13 protein-coding genes are annotated in these 21,108 nt (G+C 64.0%); 5 read left to right on the top strand and 8 right to left on the bottom strand.

From position 1 onward, the window contains the following. Nucleotides 1–82: 82 nt before the first annotated feature. The 3 genes from ACW73L_RS16105 (at nt 83) to ACW73L_RS16095 (ending at nt 4,503) form a co-directional block, all read left to right on the top strand. Nucleotides 83–346, top strand: coding sequence for a hypothetical protein (locus ACW73L_RS16105; RefSeq protein ID WP_498923465.1), 264 nt, complete (start codon nt 83–85; stop codon nt 344–346). A gap of 192 nt (nt 347–538) precedes the next feature. Continuing rightward, a complete protein-coding gene (locus ACW73L_RS16100; protein ID WP_498923463.1) occupies nt 539–1,969 on the top strand; it encodes an esterase-like activity of phytase family protein in 1,431 nt (476 codons plus the stop codon). 284 nt (nt 1,970–2,253) lie between these two features. Beyond that, nucleotides 2,254–4,503: an esterase-like activity of phytase family protein gene (locus ACW73L_RS16095; protein WP_498923462.1), complete on the top strand. Its 2,250-nt coding sequence runs from the start codon at nt 2,254–2,256 to the stop codon at nt 4,501–4,503. A gap of 199 nt (nt 4,504–4,702) precedes the next feature. Here ACW73L_RS16095 and ACW73L_RS16090 read toward each other — a convergent pair whose 3' ends face one another. Further along, on the bottom strand, nt 4,703–5,287 hold the full coding sequence (locus tag ACW73L_RS16090) for a YceI family protein (RefSeq protein WP_498923460.1): 585 nt from the start codon (nt 5,285–5,287) through the stop codon (nt 4,703–4,705). 267 nt (nt 5,288–5,554) lie between these two features. Between ACW73L_RS16090 and ACW73L_RS16085 the strand changes: the two genes are divergently transcribed. After that, nucleotides 5,555–5,845 carry a cupin domain-containing protein gene (locus ACW73L_RS16085; protein ID WP_139556524.1) on the top strand — a complete coding sequence of 97 codons (291 nt, stop codon included), beginning with the start codon at nt 5,555–5,557 and terminating at the stop codon, nt 5,843–5,845. 194 nt (nt 5,846–6,039) lie between these two features. On the opposite strand, the gene ACW73L_RS16080 is transcribed toward ACW73L_RS16085, so the two are convergent. The 5 genes from ACW73L_RS16080 to ACW73L_RS16060 form a co-directional block, all read right to left on the bottom strand. Beyond that, entirely contained in the window at nt 6,040–7,479 is a 1,440-nt protein-coding gene (locus tag ACW73L_RS16080; protein WP_498923458.1) for a coniferyl aldehyde dehydrogenase, read from the bottom strand. Between the two features lie 116 nt (nt 7,480–7,595). Next, nucleotides 7,596–11,822, bottom strand: coding sequence for a calcium-binding protein (locus ACW73L_RS16075; RefSeq protein ID WP_498923457.1), 4,227 nt, complete (start codon nt 11,820–11,822; stop codon nt 7,596–7,598). Nucleotides 11,823–12,256: 434 nt separating this feature from the next. Next, nucleotides 12,257–13,921 (bottom strand): sulfotransferase, encoded by a 1,665-nt coding sequence (locus ACW73L_RS16070; RefSeq protein ID WP_498923455.1) that lies wholly within the window; start codon nt 13,919–13,921, stop codon nt 12,257–12,259. Between the two features lie 151 nt (nt 13,922–14,072). Then, nucleotides 14,073–14,741, bottom strand: a complete 669-nt coding sequence (locus ACW73L_RS16065; protein WP_498923453.1) for a hypothetical protein — start codon at nt 14,739–14,741, stop codon at nt 14,073–14,075. Between the two features lie 280 nt (nt 14,742–15,021). Next, nucleotides 15,022–17,031 carry a cytochrome-c peroxidase gene (locus tag ACW73L_RS16060; RefSeq protein ID WP_498923451.1) on the bottom strand — a complete coding sequence of 670 codons (2,010 nt, stop codon included), beginning with the start codon at nt 17,029–17,031 and terminating at the stop codon, nt 15,022–15,024. Between ACW73L_RS16060 and ACW73L_RS16055 the strand changes: the two genes are divergently transcribed. After that, nucleotides 17,021–17,224, top strand: a complete 204-nt coding sequence (locus ACW73L_RS16055) for a hypothetical protein (RefSeq protein WP_498923450.1) — start codon at nt 17,021–17,023, stop codon at nt 17,222–17,224. The two genes, ACW73L_RS16060 and ACW73L_RS16055, sit on opposite strands and share 11 nt — an antisense overlap. Nucleotides 17,225–17,781: 557 nt before the next feature. Here the strand turns inward: ACW73L_RS16055 and lspA are convergent. Together lspA and ileS are read right to left on the bottom strand one after the other, a co-directional pair. Then, on the bottom strand, nt 17,782–18,246 hold the full coding sequence (lspA, locus tag ACW73L_RS16050) for a signal peptidase II (RefSeq protein WP_498923448.1): 465 nt from the start codon (nt 18,244–18,246) through the stop codon (nt 17,782–17,784). A gap of 17 nt (nt 18,247–18,263) precedes the next feature. Beyond that, nucleotides 18,264–21,086 (bottom strand): isoleucine--tRNA ligase, encoded by a 2,823-nt coding sequence (gene ileS / locus ACW73L_RS16045; RefSeq protein WP_498923447.1) that lies wholly within the window; start codon nt 21,084–21,086, stop codon nt 18,264–18,266. Nucleotides 21,087–21,108 lie beyond the last annotated feature (22 nt).

Raw genomic sequence — 21,108 nt, 5'->3', positions numbered from 1 at the left:
TGCGCGCCTTTGGATCGGTACGTCGACGGGCGGCCATCGCATCGTCTGAGTCGCGCTCTCTCGTTTCAACAGGATCCAAGACATGGCATCCAACATGACCCCCCTGGAAAGAGCAGAAGCGGTATTTCATGAACTGGTCGCGCACTATGGGGGCGCGGAGGATCGCGAACTGCGTGCCGCCGTAAAGCTGCTGCTGGTCGCACTGGACAAGTTCCGCATCCATGGCGGTTCCAATTGGTCTGCCCTGTTGGATGAGTACGTCGACCTGGCCAAGCGCGATCCCGAACGATTAGAACGGATCCTTCACGGCAATCGCGGGAAAAAGGACTCGAGCCTGCTCGCCTGACCGCATTCGAACGCCGCTCTTTGCGATTCGGGCGACCGTGCCGTGTTGCAGGCCGCGTGGGTTCGGGACCGAGGCTGGTCCGCAGCACGCTTGCGGTTCAGCATCCGGGAGGCCGGTGTGCCTTCGCCACTAGATCTTCAGAGGTTGGTAATGAACACTCGCGGCAATGGTCCGCTCCACCCTGTGCCGCCGATGGCATGGCTCGCGATCGCCGTGACCGGCCTGTGGTTCGTTGGCGATGGATTGGCATCCGAGTTTCGTCATGCGGGCACCGATGCCTTCGGGAGAGGGGTGGAAGTGCTCCACGGAGAGATCGCGCTCCGGACCGATCAGTTCGTTTCTTACACCGGCGCGACTGCCATAACGCGCCAGACATTTCCGAACGGATTCCCGCGTTCGATGGGCAGCGGCATCTGCCTGAAGGGGGAGGGTCGCCGGGGCCGGGAGTTCTGGGTGCTGGGTGACCGCGGACCCAATGGCGATGGACCCGAGGTCGGCGGGAAGGAAGCGAAGCTTTTTCCGGTCCCCGACTTCACTCCCGCCTTCGGCGTCGTCTCGCTGGCGAAAGGGATCGCCTCGCTTGAGAATTTGACGCCGATTCATGGAACCTCCGGGCTGCCGGGCGCGCCCGGGACGGCCAACGGTTCGGAAGAAGTGGGTCTGTCCGAGACGTTGCGCGCGATCGACCCGGATCCGCGCGGGATCGATCCCGAGTCCGTCGCTTGCGGCAACGGCAGGCTCTGGGTGTCGGAGGAGTACGGCCCTGCAGTGCTGCAACTCGACCCGGCGTCCGGGCGGATTTTGGCCCGTTTCACGCCCGGTAACGGTTTGCCGTCCATTTTTGCGCGCCGAAGGGTCAACCGCGGCATGGAGGCGCTGACCTACGACGCGGAGGCCGGCACGCTGGTCGGGGCCTTGCAGAGCCCGATCGATGACGGTGCCGTCGCCGTTCAGGGGAAAAACGTCAAGGTCAAGGACGCCGCGCCCTTCATCCGCTGGGTGGAGTTGCACCCGGTGACACGGCGGCTGCGCGAGTTCGCTTACCCTGTCGCGGGCGGCGACTACCAGGATGGTCAGAGCGGAAATGCCAAGCTGGGCGATATCGCTGCACTCGGCGGCGGGCGATTCGTCGTCATCGAGGAGGGCAGGAAGGCTGACGGGCATTTCGCCAATCGCCTCTTTCTGGTCGACACGGCGGATGCCAGCGACATCCATGCAAATTCGGGTGGCGATCTGGAACGTTCGGCCATCAGCGGGCATCCGGTCGGCGCGGCCGACTGGCGCACGATCACCCCGCTTCGCAAGCGCTTGCTCGTCGATCTGCGAGCCCTGGGGTGGGACGTGGAGAAAGCCGAGGGATTGGCCATGGTGGATGAGCGCACCTTGGCGCTCACCAATGACAATGACTACGGCATTCAGTCCGCCCTGTTCGATGCCGGTGGCACACGACTGGTTGCCGGCAAGGTCGAACGCTGCCAGGCGGCAGGTGACGGGACGGCGATCTTCGGCGATCAGTGCCCCGCCGGCGCGCGGGCGGTGGCCATCGTGAGCTTGCCGGAGATCGAGTCGCGGCAGCATATGTGGCTGCTTCGCTTCGCGCGCCCCTTGCGCGCGATGGACTGAGCGCCGGAACACCCGGGCGGCAGCGCAGCGGTGCGCTGCCCGCCACGCTGCAGCTGCAATGGCTGGAACGCTCGATTGGGGAGGCGGAGGGAGGCCGGAGTGCATGGGCGGTGAGATGCGGCGTCACGCGCGCAGCGGCGGCGCCGTCATGCTGCTGCAACAACTGCTCCCGACAATGACGCCGGTCTGTCAGGCCATCCGTTCCAGGCTGCCGAGGCAATGCCCGCGAGAATCTGCACATTGTCGTCCCGGCGTTCCCGTCTCAACCCAATCAAGAGCAATCCATGAATTTGAAAATACAGCGACCCGCCGCTGCGGCGCTCTGCTCGGTGCTCACGGCTGCCGGTGCACACGCGACCCCGGTGCCCGAGGCACCCCAGTTCGAGCGCATTGCCACGTTCAATGTCTGCGAGAACACCTCGTGTGATCGCGATGCGGTCGAAGAAACCGTCGCGGAGATCACTGCGGTCAGCCAGGATGGTAAGACCTTGGTTTATACCGACAGTCCGCAGAAAGTCATCGGATTCGTCGATATCGCCAAGCCCTCCACGCCGAAGGGACTGGGCGTGCTCGGGGTCGGTGGCGAACCGACTTCGGTCGCAGTCGCAGGGCAGTATGCCCTGGTAGCGGTGAACACCTCGGACAGCTTCGCCAACCCGTCCGGGCATCTGGCCGTCTACGACATCGCCTCCTGTATCGCCAATCTCGCCGCTTGCGCGCCTTTCGCGAAAATCGATCTGCACGGCCAGCCCGACTCGGTAGCGATCAGCCCGGACGGCCGGTATGCAGCCATCGCGATCGAAAACGAGCGCGACGAAGACGTCACCGTTGGCGGTGTTGAAGGCGGTTTGCCGCAATCACCGCCCGGTTATCTGGCCATCGTCGATCTGGAAGGCGCGCCGTCGGCCTGGGCTTTGCGCAAGGTCGAACTCACGGGACTGGCTGCCTATGCCCCCGAAGATCCGGAACCCGAGTTCGTGTCCATCAATGCCGCCAACATCGCAGCCGTGACACTGCAGGAGAACAATCACATCGCGCTGGTCGATCTCGAAAAAGGCGTCGTCACGCGGCATTTCGCGGCCGGCTCGGTCACGCTTCGCAACATCGACAGCGTCGAGAACAGTCTGATCGAGTTCGACACGACACTGACCCGGATCCCCCGCGAACCCGATGCCGTCACCTGGCTCGGGACCGACCATCTGGCAACGGCCAACGAGGGCGATTTGTTTGGCGGCAGCCGCGGCTTCTCGATCTTCGAGAGTCAAGGCCGGGTGAACTTCGAAAGCGGCCGAAACTTCGACTACATGGCCATACGCCACGGGCACTTCCCCGAGGCCCGCGCCGACGCCAAGGGCTCCGAGCCGGAGGGTATTACCTCTGCCGTGTTTGGTGCGCAGCGCTTGCTTTTCGTCGGCGCCGAGCGCGGCAGCTTCGTCGCGGTGTACGAGCTGGGCGGCGACAAGCCGATCTTCAAGCAACTGTTGCCGACCGGTATCTCACCGGAAGGCCTGCTGGCGATACCGCAACGCAATCTGTTCGTCGCCTCGACCGAGAACGACGAGGAGTGGCGGGCCCAGATCAACATTTTCGCGTTGAAGGACAAGGTGTCCAACTACCCATCGGTCGTCTCCGCCCCGCAGAAGACCGGACCGCTGGCAGGCAAGGCGCCGATCGCCTGGGGCGCGCTGTCGGGCCTCGCACCGCATCCCACGTGGAAAGAATGGCTTTACGCCGTCCCCGATTCGTATTACCGCGAGTCGCGAATCTACAAACTGCACGTCGGCGTGAAGCCCGCGGTCATCGCGAACGAGATCGTTCTGAAGAAGGCAGGCGCGACGGTGGATTACGATCTCGAAGGGATTGCGACCTGCTCCGACGGAAAGTTCTGGCTGGTTTCCGAAGGGGACGGCACCGCGGCGAAGCCGAATCTGCTGATCGAGGCCGACGGTGACGGTACGGTTCTGCGTGAAATCGCGCTGCCCGCCGAGGTCAACGCGCTGCAGAAGTCCAACGGTTTCGAGGGCGTCGCCGTTACGCGGTGCGGCGCCGATGCGAAGGTTTACGTCGCGTTCCAGCGGGAGTGGACGGGTGATCCCGCAGGACAGGTCCGGATCGGGGAATACCGCCTGGCCACCAACGAGTGGCGCTTCTTCTACTACCCGCTGGAGGCGGTTGAGTCGCCGGCCGGCGGATGGGTCGGCTTGTCGGAGCTCGTGTCGCTGGGCGGCGAGCGCTTTGCCGTGATCGAGCGCGACAATCAGGGCGGTCCCGATGCCCGCATCAAGAAGGTCTTCGAGTTTTCCATTGCCGGTTTGACGCCGCAGCCTCAGGGCGGTGTATTCCCCTTGGTTAGCAAACATCCGGCACTGGATCTGCTGCCCCAGTTGGCCTCGTACCGGGGTTGGGTGCTGGACAAGCTCGAGGGCCTGGCGGTGGCGGCTGACGGCAAGGCCTATGCCGTGACCGACAACGACGGCGTGGACGACGCGTCTGGAGAAACGCGTCTGCTGCGTCTCGGACCGGTCCTGCACTGAAGTCCGGCCGGCTGCGTCTCGCCCCTGTCAAGGGGGTGAGACGCCCTTGGGTCGATATACCGAGCGCCGGGCAGTCGGCCGGGGCTCGGTCCCATACAACGCGTCGTCAGCGTCCGGGCGCTTGCCGTCTTGCCGTCCGACGGCGCGCCGTCGGTTTCGTATCGTTGATGTGGTTCCCAGGCTTGGCGCCGGTTGCGCTTCAGCAAGCTTGCACGGAGTTGCAATCCCGGTACGCTTCGACCGGCACAAAGACCTTGATCTCGTCCCCGACCGCGGGCAGGTATTTGGTCATGCCGAAATCCGACCGCTTCAGGCTGGCTTCGATGTCGGCCGCGCACAGCGGCCTTTGATTCATGGGGTTCTGGCCGCAGGTAAAGCGGTGGATGGTCACCCGAAGGGGTTGTGTGATCCCCAGCAGGGTCAGTGTGCCGTCGGCGGAAACGGGCGTGTCCCCCTTGAAGGACAGCTTTTCGGAATGGAAGGTGATCGTCGGAAACTGGGCGACATTGAAAAAGTCAGCCGACTTCATATGATCGTTCCACTTGGTTTGACCCATATTGATCGAGTCGGCTTCGATGGTCCAGTCGACCGCGCCGGTCTTCTTTTCCCTGTCCAGCTGGATCTTTCCGGCCGTCTTGTCGAAACGGCCTCGCTGCGTCGTGAAGCCCAGATGGTTTACCTCAAATACGGGTAGCGTGTGATTGGGGTCGATGGTGTACGACTCGGCGGCGACTACGCCGCGGGCTGAAACGGTTGCCAAAAGCATGATGACGGCGTGACGCATGCAGAACTCCGTAGCGTTGGTTTGCGGTTGGGAAAGCTTAAACAGAAAGTTGTCGCCGGATTCATTTTCAACCGTGTCCTTGCGGACAGGTCCCGTCGGTGGTCGGGCGTTGCAGGAACTGGCGCTTGCCGGATCGGCGGCCGGTTCCGGGGCCGCTGGTCAAGTAAACCGCGTGGCAGCGGTGACGGGCGCAGGCCCGACATGGCTCCGGCCTTGCCAGCAATGCTACACTTTCGTGGTTTTACGTTTCGACTATTAATGAATCCGATGAGCAAGATAACGATCGAACACAATCCGAGCGAAGATCGCCTGAAAGAACTGGGCGTCGCCGAATGGGAAATCTGGGAAAAGGAAGTTTCCGAGTTTCCGATCGACTTCGACGAAACGGAAACGGCCTACGTGCTGGAAGGCGAGATCATCGTGACGCCTGCCGATGGGGAGCCGGTGCGGATCGTTCCGGGCGATCTCGTATCGTTCCATGCGGGACTGGACAGCCAGTGGCAAGTGGTTAAGCCGCTGCGCAAGCATTACAGCTACGCGTATCCCGACGGCGTCTGACCACGACCCGACAGTCACGAAAATGGGCATCTTCGGATGCCCTTTTTTCTTCCGACGCCGCTCGCGGGGCGGCTGCTGCCGCTGGTCTGCCGGCGTGCCGTGCAGGACGAATGGAGGGTGTGGGGCTGCTTCCAAACCGTCAGGGCGCGCGGTGGCGCCGGCCGTAGCGGGATGTCAGCGTGGCTGGTGAGGGATCAGCGGAGCAGCCAATTCAATATCCACTTCTGCAAGGTCTTGCCGTAAGGGGGATACAGCAGTTTCATGGAGTTCAGCCGCCCTTTGGTAAAGACCGACTTGGCCTTGGAGAAGGTCTGAAACCCCTCGGGGCCATGGTATTGACCCATGCCGGAGGGTCCGATGCCACCGAAGGGCAGATCATCGATGCCTACCTGCAGCAAAGCCTCGTTGATGGCCATCGAGCCGGAATGGGTCCGCAGCGTGACCCGCTCCTGCAAGGTCTTGTCGTAGGTGAAAAGGTACAAAGCCAGGGGCCGCGGCCGTGCATTGACGAAGGCGAGGGCATCGTCCACGGAATCATAGGGAAGGACGGGCAGAATCGGACCGAACAGTTCTTCCTGCATGATCTTCATCGAGTCCGTGACCTCCGTGACGAGACAGGGCGCCATGCGATGGGTGCCATCATCGAGGGCTTCTTCGGTGACCCTTTCGATTTGTGCCCCTTTCGCTTCGGCATCCTTCAGCCAGGCCTGCAGCCTCTCGTAGCTGTGCCGATTGATGACGCTGGTGTAATCCGGATTACCGCTCACTTTGGGATACATCCGGTTGAACGTTGCCTTGAACCCGTCCAGGAAGGGTCGAAGCTTGGCGCGCGGCACCAGAACGTAATCCGGCGCCACGCAGGTCTGGCCCGCGTTGAGCGCCTTGGCGAACACCAGCCGGTCCATGATGTCGTCCAGCGGGATATCGTCTGCGATGATCGCCGGCGACTTGCCACCCAGTTCCAGTGTCACCGGGGTGAGGTTGTCCGCCGCGGCCCGCATCACGTGCTTGCCGACCGGGATGGACCCGGTGAACAACAGATGGTCGAACGGCAGCGCGGAAAAGGCCCGTGCGATCTCAACGTCGCCGGTGACCACGGCCACCCGGTCCTCGTCAAAGCCTTTGCGGAGGACATCGCGGAGCAACGCGCCGACGTGCGGTGTGATTTCGGACATCTTGAGCATCACCCGGTTGCCGGCGGCGAGGGCGGCGATCAGGGGTGCGATGCCGAGGTTCAGGGGATAGTTGAAGGGCACCATGATGCCGACTACACCCAGGGGCTGGTACACGACCTTGGCCCGCGCGGGCTGGAATTGGAGCCCGACGTGCCGGCGACTCGGCCGCATCCAGCGACGGAGCCGCTTGCACACATAGCCGATGTGCTCGACGCAGGGCATGATCTCGGCGACCAGCGTCTCGCTGGCGGCCCTGGCAGTGAAGTCCGAGTCGAGGGCCTGTGTAATCGCTTCCCGGTGGTCCAACAGCAGCGCCTTCAGCGTCTTCAGTTGAGCCAGTCGTTCCTGCAGCGAGGGCATGGGGTCGGCCGTGTAGGCCTGCCGTTGGCGGGCGAACAGCTCGGTGAGTTGCTCGAGAGTGGTGTCCCGGGAAACGTCGAACGGGGTTTCGGTCGGCATGGCCGTGTCCTCACAACATTGTTTGATGACGGGCGGTTCCCGCCCGCGTGATGGGGGACGATAACAGATGCCATGCGGGAGCGAGAACACCGCTGAGGGACGTTGTGAACATCGGCTTAGCGCCGGCTCTCGCACCCGCCATGGCGCTCTCCGTTCAGGCACCGGTCGGTGTCGACGCCGCCGTGCAAATGGTCGTTACCGCTGCCCCCGTTGAGTTGGTCATCGCCCTTTTGACCATGGATCACGTCGTCTCCTTTTTCCCCGAAGAGGCGGTCATTGCCGGACCCGGCGTGGATCACGTCGTGCCCATCGCCGGCGCGCACCGTGTCATCCCCATCGCCGCCGTTGAGCGTGTCGTTGCCGGGTCCGCCGAGAATCGTGTCATGGCCCTTGCCGCCCGAGATCCAGTCGTGACCGCCGAACCCCGTAAGGGTGTCGTTGCCGTCGTAGCCCTTGATGATGTCGTCCCCCGGTGTTCCATTCAGCACATCATTGCCGGGCGTGCCGAGCAGGATCTTGCGCGTCATACCCGGAGCGCCGCCCAGATCGCTGAACGATACCGGTGCGAGCGCCGGGTTGAAGCAGGATCCGGCGAGGTTCGGTGTGGCGGGTGTCCATGGCATGTTCCAGGTCGTATCGGACGGAAAGGCGGTCGCCGCTGGACGTGGATTGGGGGACGGATCGGTCTGGAACCCAGCCGGCAGCTTGAAGGAGAAGCCAAAACAGCCGCCTGCCGGACAGTCCAGATCCCTTTCCGCCCAACTACAGACCGGCTTGTCGCCGGCCGCGGCGTTCCCCATGCACTGGGCATAGAGCGCCGGATCGTCCTGTTGCAGCTGTGCCGAGCACTCACAGGCGCTGCTGGCGCCGTTCCAGGAGCAGAAGCTCTGTGGCTGACAGCTTGCCGCACGGCCCGCATCGAACTGTGCCTGGAAGCTCGCGAGGTTCAGGGTCACCGTGAGTATGCCGGTGGCCGGATCGTAGCTTTGGCTCCACGTTTGCGGCCAGGGGCCGGGTGTGAAACTCAGGGGGGCCGTGGCGATACTGGCCCGTACCAATGACAGGTCGGTGGCCGGATCGAACCCGGATCCGACGTAGATCTGGTAGGTCTGTGCGGTGCTCGGCTTCGCATACAGGTTGAACACGTAATAGGTCTGCCCCGCCCCGAAAACGCTGAGACTGCTGATCGTCTCGGGACTGTTGAAGGCCCGCTGCGCGGTCGCGCCGACCGTGGTGTCGATGTAGTAGTTGCCGTTGTTGACCGTCAGATTGCTCCGCTGGTAAATGGCCGCGCCCATCATCCGAATGGCGGGCGCAGTCGTCTCGTCCCCTCGGAGCAGCTGCCGGTAGAGCGGTACGCCGAAGCATTGCGGTGTCGAGCACGCCGCGTCCCATTCGGCGCCGGATTGGCCGCAGGTCCCGTTCATCGCACAGCCGGGGTAGACCACGGTGGTCACATAGTCGTAGGGGCTGGTCTTGACGGTATCCTCGGAGGCGCACTCCGGTGTTTCCACCGGCGCCGCGAAGAATGGGTCCTTGTTGACCGACACGGTGTTGACGAGGCCGGTCAGCGAGCCGTCGTCGTCGTTGAGCACGGTCTGCCGGTCGACGTCGGTGAAGCCGGTGAACAGTGCGCTGTTCCAGGTGCAGTATTGCGCCTGTGTCGCCACGGGATCCGTGACGAAACTGTCCGGCCGGAACAGCGGCTCGATGACGAAGTGCCGGATGTCGACGTTGGCGAAGAACAGGTTGTCGGAGTGGAAGGCCGGCGGATAGTAGAAGCCGTTGGGCTGTTTCCAGCCGATGGCGGCGTTGGGCAGGTAACACTCGGCTCGCGCGCTGTCGAAAGGCATGCCTTGCACGCGGCCGTACATGGATTGGCTCGTGAAACAGGTTCCGCTACTGCCCGGCTGGCAGTCGTCGACGTCGACGGTATTGATGTCGAGGTAGGCGTTGGACTCCTGATAGGACGGCCCGTCGTAGATGTTGAACAAACGCTGGTTGACGGCAAAGGTGCTCAGCGGCAGCAGGAGCCCTTCGTCCTTGAGCAGACAGTGGCTGCCCGACGAGGAATCGCAGCGGAGTCCGCTAGCGCCGTTGACCGGGCCGGCCGCGGATGCAAAGGGGTTGTCGGGCTGCGTCTGGCCGATGAAGACGTTCTTCCGCGCGAGGGCCCAGTAGCCGCTGATGATCGAGGAGTGCGTGTAGTCGCCGCCGGTCACGAAGGTCATGCCGCCATTCTGGACGTCCGACAGGACGCCACCGATGGCCAGATACCACTGCGGACGCAGCCAGATTGCGGCGAAGTTGGTCTCGGTCCAATGGAAGGATGAGGTGTAGTGATCCAGCACCGTGACCATGCAGTTCGCGCTGGCGGCGCCGTCGGCGCAGATAGGTACCTGGCTGCAATCGGTCGTGTCGCCGTCGCAGCGCGTGGCAAACCGCCCACCGCCCTGGCTGACGATGGGGTAGTAGCCGCCGGCGGTAGGATCGCCGGCGTCGCCGGCCGGGACCGCTGGCGCCAGGGGATTGGTCACGGGCTGGATCGGATCGCTGTCCTCGCTGGCGGCGATGCCGGGACAGTTGGTGTTGCCGACGGTATTGAAGGACATCATGGCCGTCGAGCAGAAGTTCCCGGTAAAGCTTTTCAGCGGTGTCGTTCCCGCCCGGCCAAGGCCAGCCTGCATCGAGGCATAGGCTTCCCACTTCTGATTCCGCGAAGGACCGCTGATCGCTCCGGGCACCAGCCAGTAGCAGGTACCGCAGGTGCCGGCGCCGACCGCCATGTTGTACTGGAAGTCGTTCCAGCCGTTCATGATCCAGAACACGCTGGGGTGGTTGTAGTCCGACAGATAGGGAACGCTGTCGCTGCCCGCGGGCCCGCCTGCTCCGGCCAGTATCCCTGGTACCTGGCGCGGGTTCTGCGCATTGTCCACGGCGGCACGCGCGAAAACGCCGAGGTTTGCGTAGAAGCGGTTGTCGGTCTCGGTTCCGTCCTCGATGTAGTAGCCGTGACCGATGGACTTCCAGCCGACGTTGCGCGCCAGCGTGACGTTTTGGGTGGCGTGCACCGTGTACCAGCGCGTCATGGATTCATTGACCGAGCAGTCCTTGACGAAGGTCTGCGGCGGTGCTTCCCGCACCATGTGGAAGTGCACCGGGTAGTGTGCGATGCGGCCGCCTTGCCCGAGCTGGCGGAATTCGACGCCCTGGATCTGAAAGGACTGAACGCCCTGGCGCACGATCGTGTGTCCGCCATAGGCGTAGGGCGGGCTTGCCGTTTCCGCGGGAAAGGGCTGATTCAGTGCATCGCCCTCTGAGACGATACGAATACTGCGCGACAACAGCCCGACCGCTGCCCGCGTCTCGGCCTGCTGTATGTCCAGATTGAGCCGTGTCGGGACGGCAGCGAGGCGGTAGGTCTCACCGTTGTGCGGATACTGGACGCCTGCCTGCCCGGTGACCGCGTTGCTGAAGGTGAGGGTGGTCGTGCCACTGCCCGTGTCCGGGGCTGCGGTGGCGATGATCAGTTCCTCGGAGTGGCCCGGCAGGTAATCGGTGGTCGTGACGACGATGTGGTCGCCGGCGGCCCAGTCCACCAGTCGGTCGATGACGAGACGGGTGCTGCCGGGCTGCAGGGAACCGCTGAGCCGGCCCCAGCTCAGCCCGGAACTGGACGCGGTCGGGTTGGCCGGGTCTGCACTCTCCCCGCAGGCGGTCGCGTAGCAGGCACCCTTGCGACCGAACAGCTGGACGCTCGCCCCGTAAGAGGCGGCCAGCACCTTATGGCCAAAATGGGCAGGCACCGCCGCACTGCCGTCGTAGGGCAGCGACTCGTAGGCATAGAAGTAATCGACCGGCTGGTTGTCCGGGAAGCCAGGCAGCGGGACTTTCGTGCCGCCATTGGAGCTCCACGTGCTGGCAGGAGCGCCGCAGGTGCCGCCGGGCGACTGGCAAACCAGGCTCCGGGTTGCCGCGTCCGAGGCCGCGCCGTACAGGTGGATCGTCAGCGTGCCGCCGGCAGTGCCGATCGGCGCCGTTGGCGAACCGGCAACCAGGCTGCTGCCGTTTTCCACCAGTAGGCCGCTCGTCCAGAAATCGATCGCGGCGTCCTGGAAGGTGAGGCTGCCGCCGCCGTAAAGGTTGACGTTGCCGTACCGGTAGGTGCCCGCGGGCACCGTGCAGGGGCCGGTCACGAGCAGGTCCTCGCCGCTGCCGGCCGCCAAGTTCCCGCCGGCACAGGTTACGGTTGCTGCTTCCGCCCGGTCTGCCAGCCACGGAAGTCCGCCGATGCCCGCCGCGGCAAACAACAGTCCGACGAGAAAAAACCTTATCACGAACATTGATTTACTCCAGGTCGCGAGCTCATCTTTTAGCCGTACTCGTGCGGCAAGTCCAGTGCCGCCGTTGCATTGCGACCCGTCGCCGGGCGTTTCCCGTGCTTGCGGCGACCTCGCCAGATTCGTGCCCGGACTCGGGGGGAATGCATGGGCAGAAACCCACGCCAAGCGGCTAGGGCGGCTTCCATCGTCGCGTGTGGGCGAGTAGGGGCGGTCATACCGGCGACGTGGTGTGCCCCGAGAACCCCGCGTGTTTCGCTTCGGCTGCTGGAGACGGTTGCGGTTGGGGTGGGAGCGGGCCGGGAGGGCGGGACCGTCTGCGGGAGGGAACTCGCAGCCGAGCCTACAGGGACGGATTCACGGCGAGTCTCGGCCTCCCCGACCGCTCCCGCCAGGGGGGCGTGAACAGTCACGCGCGCCCTTAGGGCCCTGGCGACTCAGCCAGCGGCTGCCGTCGGAGGGTACCCGAGCGCTGCGATCAGCGGGTCGAGCTTCGGGCCGATCGCTGCGAAGTGCTCGCGGTAGTGCTGCCAGCGTCCGACGGCCGAGGTGTAGACCGGCTTGGTCACATCGGCAAAGCTGGGCGTCGCGATGTACTTGCCGCGCGCCCGCTCGTGAAAGCGGCTGACCTCGGGGCACCATTCGAGGCCGAGGAATTCGAACACGCGTCGATACTGAGTGTCGAAGCCCGCCACCGCGTCTTCGTAGCGCAACTCCAGATAGGGGATGGTCAGACGCTCGCGGATCGCGAGCCAGAAGCCCATGACGGCCGAGTAGAATTCCGCGGCCTTCTCCCATGACAGGAGTTGCACCGTGACCGCAGACAGGCCGAAAGACTGCATGAAGCAACTCAGCAGCACGTCCCGGGGGTCGCGCAGCGCAAAGATCACCTTGGCCTCCGGGAAGACGGCGTTGATCAGTCCCACATCGATGCAGTTCATCGCGTTCTTGTCGACATAGGTGTGCTGCAAGGCGTCGGCGCCCTGTTCTTCCTCGACGCGGCGCCAGTAGAAGCGACGTAGATGACCGATTCCCTCGGTACCGAGCGTTTCCAACTTGCCGCCGACGTCATGTCCCGGACCGGCCATCCGCGTCAGTTCTTCGCTCAGTTCGAACAGAATGTCCGTTTCGTCGCCGGTGACGACGGCAGGGTGAGTCGCGAGTACCTGTTCCGTCAGCGTCGTGCCCGAACGCAGGAAGCCTACCAGAAAGACCGGAGCGGGGAGGCCATCGTCCGTGACCCGTTTCCCGCAATCTTTGAGATAGTCGTGGCTGAAGCGACCCATGTTGGCCGCCAGTCGTTCGAGGGCCAGCGAGTGATCGATCTTTCGGGCCTGGGGACTCAGTTGTTCAAGATGGCGCGCTTCGGCGAAGGCTTCAAAGGCAGCGTCGTAGCGACCGAGCCGATCCAGCGCACGCCCACGTTCGAGGTAGGCGCGTGATCGGACCTCGGGATCCTGGGCGCTGGTCAGCACCGATTCGAAGAGTCGCTCCGCGGCTTCGGCATCGCCCCGGCGCGAAGTGAGTTGACCGAGCAGGATGGCCGAGTTCGGCTCGTCCGGGGCCAGTTGGTGTGCCTTGGCCGCCGCGTTGTATGCAGACTCGTCGCGGTGCATACGATCCAGCGAAAGGGCGAGCGTGTGATGTGCGGCGGCATTGCGGGGTGCGTGGACGGTGGCGAGTTGAGCCAGCCGTCCCGCCGTCTCGGCTTCGCCCCAGAACTGAAGCTGGCTTGCCAGATCGATCAGGGGGTTGACGGGGTCGCGGCGCTTGGTCGTCGTCAGCAGTCGCTCGCCGGCCTTGCGGAGCCAGTCGAGCCCTTCGCGCTTGCGCCGCATCCAGCACAGGCACTGGCCGAGTTCGGCCAGCGCGAACGCGTCCTTCGGGCGCAGGCTCAGGGCTTCCCGGAACAGGGCTTCAGCGGCGTCCCAGTCGCCGACGCTGGCACGTCGCCGCGCACTGGCGAGGAGTGTCTGGAAATCGGCGCTGAGCGCGGCAAAGCCGCTCGGCCCTGGCGCCGTTGCACAGCAGTGCTTGAATTTCTTCCCGCTGCCGCAGGGGCAGGGGTCGTTGCGGCCCGGGCGGGCCGTCGCGTCAGTCATCGGCAGTGAGACGAGGAGGGCGGAGGAGGCCCCGCCACGCAGGGCGGCAGCCTCAAGGTCCGAATAGGGGCCGGCTAGACCCGATGCAGGCCATCGCGGCCAGTCAACGCAACGACCGCGCTGCGAAGGCCCTGCAGGCGAGCGGTTCCTATCAGGGCGAGATACCGCTGTTGGCCAGCGGCAGTCTCTGGACATTCAACTTGAAATTCTTCGCACCAGGGGTGCCGCAGGTCTGGTTGTTGCAACTGCCTCCAACCGCGAGCAGATATTGGCCCGCCGGGAGTGTTCGGGCGAATGCGGCGTAGCCGGTCGCTCTGCGCGACATGTTCGACGTGCCGGCACCGACGCTATTCCCGTTGCCATTGGTGAAATTGTTGCCGCCGTTGACGTAGCCCATGAAGGCCCTGGTTCCGTCAGTGCCCGGCGGTTGCGGCTGCAGGAAGGCGCTATCGCCACCGAAACTGACCTGATTGTACTGATGCGACAGATGGTTGCTGCCGATGAACGAGCCGGTGGTTTGCCACACCGTGAACGCGGGCTTCATGCCCACATCGCTGGAGGTCATCGTGATCTGTACACTGCTTTGTGTGGACACTCTGAAGGTATACCACTTGGAGTTGTGCACCCAACCCAGGTTCGGAACGATACCGTTCCAGCCGTCCCAGGCATATTGCGGCACGGTGTCGGTCCTGAACAGGCCGGCAGCGCCCAAGGTACCCAGATCGGCAGTGACCTGCAGTGCACTGGCGGAGCCGCTGGCGACGGCCAGCGCCGATCCGGTCAGGAGAGTGGCAATCGATTTGCGAAGGCGGTTAGTCATCAGTTTCAGTCCATCAGTTAAGTTTGGTTTGGTGGCCCGGCACGAGAACCGGGATGCCCGGTGTCGGAGTTCGAGCAGCGGTCGGGAGGTCTTGCCGACGCCATGCCGCTACCGCTCGGGCTTCGGCGCGATGCATTCACCGCGCACGATGATCAAGTTAAAGCAAAAAAAGGGCCATCACGAAAGCCTTATACGCTGGGCGTGGTGTGGAAAAGGCTCGGGCCGGGTGTGGGATTTGCCACACCCGGTGAGGCTTTTGCCGGATACCAGCGTTGCGCCGTCATTCCGGCACGGCTTCCAGAATCTCCTTGAAGGTCTTCAGCGGTGTAGCCATGCCCGCCGCGCCGACCGCTGGGACCACGAGGCGCATGTCCCTGGCCAGTGAGGTGTTGGTAGCACTGCCCTCGGTCGTTTTTTGGTCGCCCGGATGGCCGTGGGGCACGATGAGCTGAGGATGGTCGAACGGCGCGCGCTCGTAGAGCACCCGCTCGTCAGTCAGGGTCTTCAGGAAGGCGATGATGGCCTGCCGGTCTTCCTCGTTGGCTCCGAAAGCAAACATGAAGTTCTGATCGATTTCCGGGTTGCCCTTGCCCTGGAAGTACTGGAAGTTTCCGCCTCGCATGTAATGATCCACGACCTGGTCGAGCGTGCTCATGCCGCCGTCGTGCATGAACGGCCCGGTTAGTTCGATGTTGTACAGCTGAGGCACCTTGAACATGTGGCCGGAAGGCGCGAGCTTGGTGTTCTCCGGGTCGGCAATCAGGCCGGCGACGACCTCCGGCTTCGGTACGAACGACAGGTCGACGCCGAAATCGTTGGTCGGGCAGCCAGCGGTGCCGGCCGGGTCGGCGATCAGACTGCCCTTGCCGAACATTCTCTCGGTGAAATAACCGAAGAGGTTGGCCGAATTGAACGCGATCTCGCAGGCTCGAACCAGCGGCAGCGGCTCTCCGTTGCCCTCCGGCGCGCTCGGATCCGCGAGGCGCTCGAGGTAGAGGGGAGCGAAGGCCAGCGGCTGACCGAAGGCGTTGTTGGCCGCCAGGCCGGGGTCGTGTGCCGTGGGTACCGCGCCGTTGTTCAGATAGCCTTCGTCCGTCATGCGGTAACGGAAGTCGCCGGTGAACTGGCGCTTGACCATCGTGCGAACCGTTGACGTCCCGTCCTTGCGCAGCGTGATGCGATTCGTCGCCGAGCTGAACAGCGGACCGCTGTGGCAGAAAATGCAGTGCGCCTCGTTGAAGAGATCCAGACCCTTGAGCTCAGTCGCGGTCAGAACTCCGTTTTCGTCATAAAAGCCATGGGCCCCGAGCTGGATATTGGAGCGGTCGAAGCGGGTGTCGTCCGAGATCAGGGTTTCCGTATACAGCTGGACGGCGATTCCGAAGAAGAATGCGAAGTTGGCCTCGGCCTGGTTGAAGCTTTCGCTGGAATAGCTGGGGGTGCCCAGGCGCTTGTTGCGGCCGACCGACCAGTATCGTTCGTCAAATGCCTGCTGGATCAGATCACGATAGGTGGTGCTCAAGCCCTTGCCGCTGGTGTCGCGATAAGGACCCAGCACGCTGTCCGTTCGCGCGACGCGCTGCGCTGCGAGCGGCTGGCGGCGCAGCAGCTTCCTGCCGATGTCCGGCCAGGTGCGGCCTTTGCACGACATCTCCAGCTCACTGAGGGCCGGCCCCGTCGCCAGCGAAGCCATCGACGCGTTGGCCAATGCGATCTTGACGCGCCGCAGTCCGGTCGGTCGGGCGACCCAGATGCGGGCATTGGGGTCGTTCTGACCCCAGATCGAAGCGCCATTGAAGTGGTAGCTCGCCCGCCCATCCCAGAAGTTACGGTCGAACAGGACTGCATTGATGACGGTAGGTGCGTTGCGCGGCTCAACTCGACGGGTGTGAATGTCGCCAACACGGAAGGTGCGGTCAAGGTTTTCCCCGGTGTACGGCGTGCACTCGTCGCGGGCGGAGCCGCGCGGCTTGACGGCGACGAAGTTGCCGGAGAACGTGCCGGATGATGCCACGACATTGTGGCTGGCGGCGTCGGCATCCAGTTCGCCCTTGGCCGGGTCGTGCAGCGGAAAATCGCTGCTATGCAACTGATAGTTCGACAGGTTGCGGCCGCGCGGATCATTCGGGTCATAGGCATTGCGAGCGGTCGCGCTCGCCGGTGTAAAGGCTTGGCTCGGGCCGAACTGGTTCTTGGTGCGGGCATCCGCACCCGCGTGAAAATGGCAGCTGGCACAGGCGATGCCATCGCTGCCGACGGCCATGTCCCAGAAGAGCGCCTTGCCGAGCACGATCGCCTTGTCCTTGTTGACGATGATGGGCCGCTTTCCGTCCAGCAAGCCCGGTACCGGTGGCACCCTCAAATCCTTCAGGGAAGGAGGGATCGATCCGGTGTGGGCACTGGCGAGGGGGATCCACACCAAGGCCACGAAGATGGCCGTCAACTGGCGCAAAGCGCTGATCTTCCGTGGTTGCCGTATCTGAAATGCTGTTTCCTGGCGCAGGCCTTGCTGCCGCGCTCGTGCGTTCTCTTGTGGTTTCATCATCTCTCTCGTATCCAATTCGGCTGCACTCTCCGGATACCGGGACAGTGTCAGCGCGGTCGCAACCGCAATTTCCCTGCGAGTCGTTCCCTTCGTCGTCGTTGGTCTGGTTCTTTTTCCCGCCGAGGCTCGCTCGGGGCCCGGCCGCGCGGCCGGTGGCTCAGCGCTGGCGCCGAGTTTCGTCTCCACGCCGCGGACCTAAGGGTAAGAGCACAAGCCGCGTGTCGGCCAGCGCGAAGCAAGAAGTATGCGGATTCTCTGATATCGCTATGAAACAAGCGCCTGGATGATGAGGGTGCTGCCGAGTCTCGTCAGCAAGCGGTCCAGGTGTGGCAAATGCCGCAGTGGGGGCGAGCCCAGGGAGCTAGCGTGCGGTCGCGTGCGGAGCCATCGACGCGCGTTGTCACGGCGCCGTCGAGGCGATCCGGAAGGGTTTGACGGGCTGGGGTATGGTCATGTGGCGCGGGGGGTGGCCCACGCCACGCGCTGCCAACGGATTCACTCGGCCGAAGGGGATCGGAAGGAATCGATCAGCAGCATGGCGATACCGACCGTAATGGCCGAGTCGGCGACATTGAAGGCTGGCCAGTGCCATTGGCCGTAGAAGACGTCGAGGAAGTCGATCACGTAGCCAAAGATCACGCGGTCGATCAGGTTGCCGACGGCGCCGCCGAGTACCAGCGACCAGGCGGCCGCTTCCCACCGCCGGCCCTGCGGCAGGCGAAACAGCCAGTAGGTGATGCCCAGGCTGAACGTCACCGACAGCGCGACGAAAAACCAGCGTTGCCAGCCGCCGGCATCGCTCAGGAAGCTGAATGCGGCACCCTGATTGCGGAGGTAGGTCAGTTGAAAAAAAGGGAGTAGCTCGATGGTCTGATAAACGTGCATCGAGTGGTCGACGATCCATTTCGTCGCCTGATCGAGCGCGAGCACGAGCAGCGACAGCCAAAGCCAGTATGCCATCGTGGTGGTTCGGCTCGTCAGGCGTAGTGGCGGATCTCGCCGGCCCCGGCGACGTTCTCGACGCAGCGTCCGCACAACTCGGGGTGATCCGGATGGGTGCCGATGTCATGGCGATGGTGCCAGCAGCGCACGCATTTCGCATGCTCGGATTTCTTGAGGTTCAGTTCCAGCCCCGGAACGTCCGTCGGCAGGCGGGGTGAAGATTCAGTTGCCGAGTCCGGGATCACCGAGGCGTAGGATGTCAGCAGCAGGAAGCGCAATTCGTCACCGAGTCGGGAGAGCCGTTCGAAGCCCGGTGCGTCGACGATACATTCGACCTCGGCATCGAGCGACGAGCCGATTTCGCCGCGGACGCGCAGAATTTCCAACTCCTTGCTGACCGCTTCGCGGACCCGCAGCACGAACTCCCAGAAGTCGGCATTCATGCCGCTGTCCGGATCGAGCGGGTACAGTCCTTCGTACCAGGTTTCCAGGAAGACCGACGGGCCGCGCTCCCCAGGCAGATGCCGCCAGATCTCGTCGGCCGTGAAGCTCGTGATCGGCGCGAGCCAACGCGTCAGCGCCTCGGCAATGTGAAACATCGCGGTCTGCGCCGAACGGCGCGCGACACTGTCCGCCCGGCAGGTGTACTGGCGGTCCTTGAGTACGTCCAGGTAGAAGCTGCCGAGGTCGATCGAGCAGAAGGTGTGCGCCTTCTGGTACACGAGGTGGAACTGGAAGCTTTCGTAGGCCGCGATGATTTCGCCCTGCAGTTGCAGCGTCCGGTCGATCGCCCAGCGGTCCAGCGCCAGCAACTGGTCCGGTGGCAGCAGGTCGCGCGCCGGATCGAAGCCGTTCAGGTTCGAGAGCAGATAGCGCGCGGTATTGCGCAGCCGGCGGTAGACGTCGGAGGTGCGCTTCAGGATTTCGTCGGAGACGTTCATCTCTCCGCGGTAGTCCGTGGCGGCGACCCACAGGCGCAGGACGTCGGCGCCCAGGTTCTGGACGACCTTCTGGGGCGCGACGACGTTGCCTTTCGACTTCGACATCTTCTTGCCCTCGGCGTCGACCGTGAAGCCGTGGGTCAGCACCGCCCGGAATGGAGCGGAGCCGCTCATGGCGACCGAGGATACCAGCGAGGATTGGAACCAGCCGCGGTGCTGGTCCGAGCCTTCCAGATACAGGTCGGCCGGGAAGCCGAGTTCGGGTTGCTGTTCGAGCACGCAATAGTGCGTGACGCCCGAGTCGAACCAGACATCGAGCGTATCCTTGACCTTGTCGTAGTCGGCCGCATCGCCGCCGATCAGTTCGGCCGGGTCGAGCGCGAACCAGGCATCGATGCCTTCGGCCTCGACGCGCTGTGCGACGCGCTCGATCAGCGCCGGTGTGTCGGGATGGAGTTCGCCGGTGTGCTTGTGCACGAACAACGGGATGGGCACGCCCCAGGTTCGCTGGCGCGAGATGCACCAGTCCGGCCGGTTCGCCACCATACCTTCGATCCGGGACTGGCCCCAGTCGGGGATCCATTCGACCTCGCTGATCGCCCGGAGCGCGTCCGCGCGCAGCCCCTGCTTGTCCATTGCGATGAACCACTGCGGCGTGGCCCGGAAGATCACCGGCGTCTTGTGCCGCCAGCAGTGCGGGTAGCTGTGCTCGATGCGTTCCTCGCGGACCAGTGCGCCGCGCGCTTTCAGAATCTCGAGCACGTGGTCGTTGGCGTTCAGCACGTGTTCGCCGGCGAAGAACTCGGTGCCGGGCACGAAGCGGCCGTCGTTGCCGACCGGATTGTCGACTTCCAGGCCGTAGCGCTGGCCGACGACGAAGTCTTCCTGGCCGTGGCCGGGCGCAGTGTGGACGGCCCCGGTGCCCGCTTCCAGCGTGACGTGCTCGCCGAGGATGATCGGCACCTCGCGCGCATAGAACGGGTGCTGCAGCGCCGTACCTTCCAGGGCTGATCCCTTGCAGTAGCCGATGACGCGGTAGGCATCGCAACCGTAGCGCACCATGGTGTCCTTCATCAGCGCTTCGGCCAGCACGAGGCGCTCCGGAACGTCCTCGCGCTGGACCAGCACGTAGTCGAAGTCTGCATGCATCGCGACCGCCCGATTGGCCGGCAGTGTCCACGGGGTCGTGGTCCAGATCACTACTGCCAGCGGGCCGTCGCCATGGTGTTGTGGGACGGAGTGGAAGCGGACCAGGAAATCGGCCGGATCGAGCACCTGGAAGCGGACGTCGATGGCCGTGGAGCGCTTGTTTTCATATTCGACCTCGGCTTCCGCCAGTGCCGAGCCGCAGTCGGTACACCAATGGACCGGTTTGGCGCCTTTGGTCAGATGGCCGCGTCCCGCGATCTTGCCCAGTGCCCGGATGATGTTGGCCTCGAACGTGAAGTCCATCGTCAGGTAAGGGCGCTGCCAGTCACCGAACACGCCGAGACGGATGAAGTCGGTGCGCTGGGTGTCGACCTGTTCGGCCGCATAGGCGCGGCAGGCGGCGCGGAATGCCGCCGGCTCGACCTTGACGCCGGCCTTGCCGATCTTCTTCTCGACCTGCAGTTCGATCGGGAGCCCATGGCAGTCCCAGCCGGGGACGTAGGGCGCGTCGAAGCCGCTAAGGGTCTTGCTCTTGACGATGATGTCCTTGAGCACCTTGTTGACGGCATGGCCGATATGAATCGCGCCGTTCGCGTACGGCGGGCCGTCGTGCAGCACGAACTTCGGACGCCCTTCGAACTGCTGCCGAATCGCGGCGTACAGGTCCTGGTCGGACCAGCGCTGCAGTTGCTCGGGTTCGCGCTGCGCCAGATTGGCCTTCATCGGGAAGGCGGTCTGGGGGAGATTCAGTGTGCTCTTGTAGTCCATGCTGGTGATGCCATGTCGACGA

It is taken from the genome of Methylolobus aquaticus (assembly GCF_054172105.1).
Note: the sequence above shows the minus strand (reverse complement) of the source record. Positions and strands in the feature narration are given on the sequence as shown.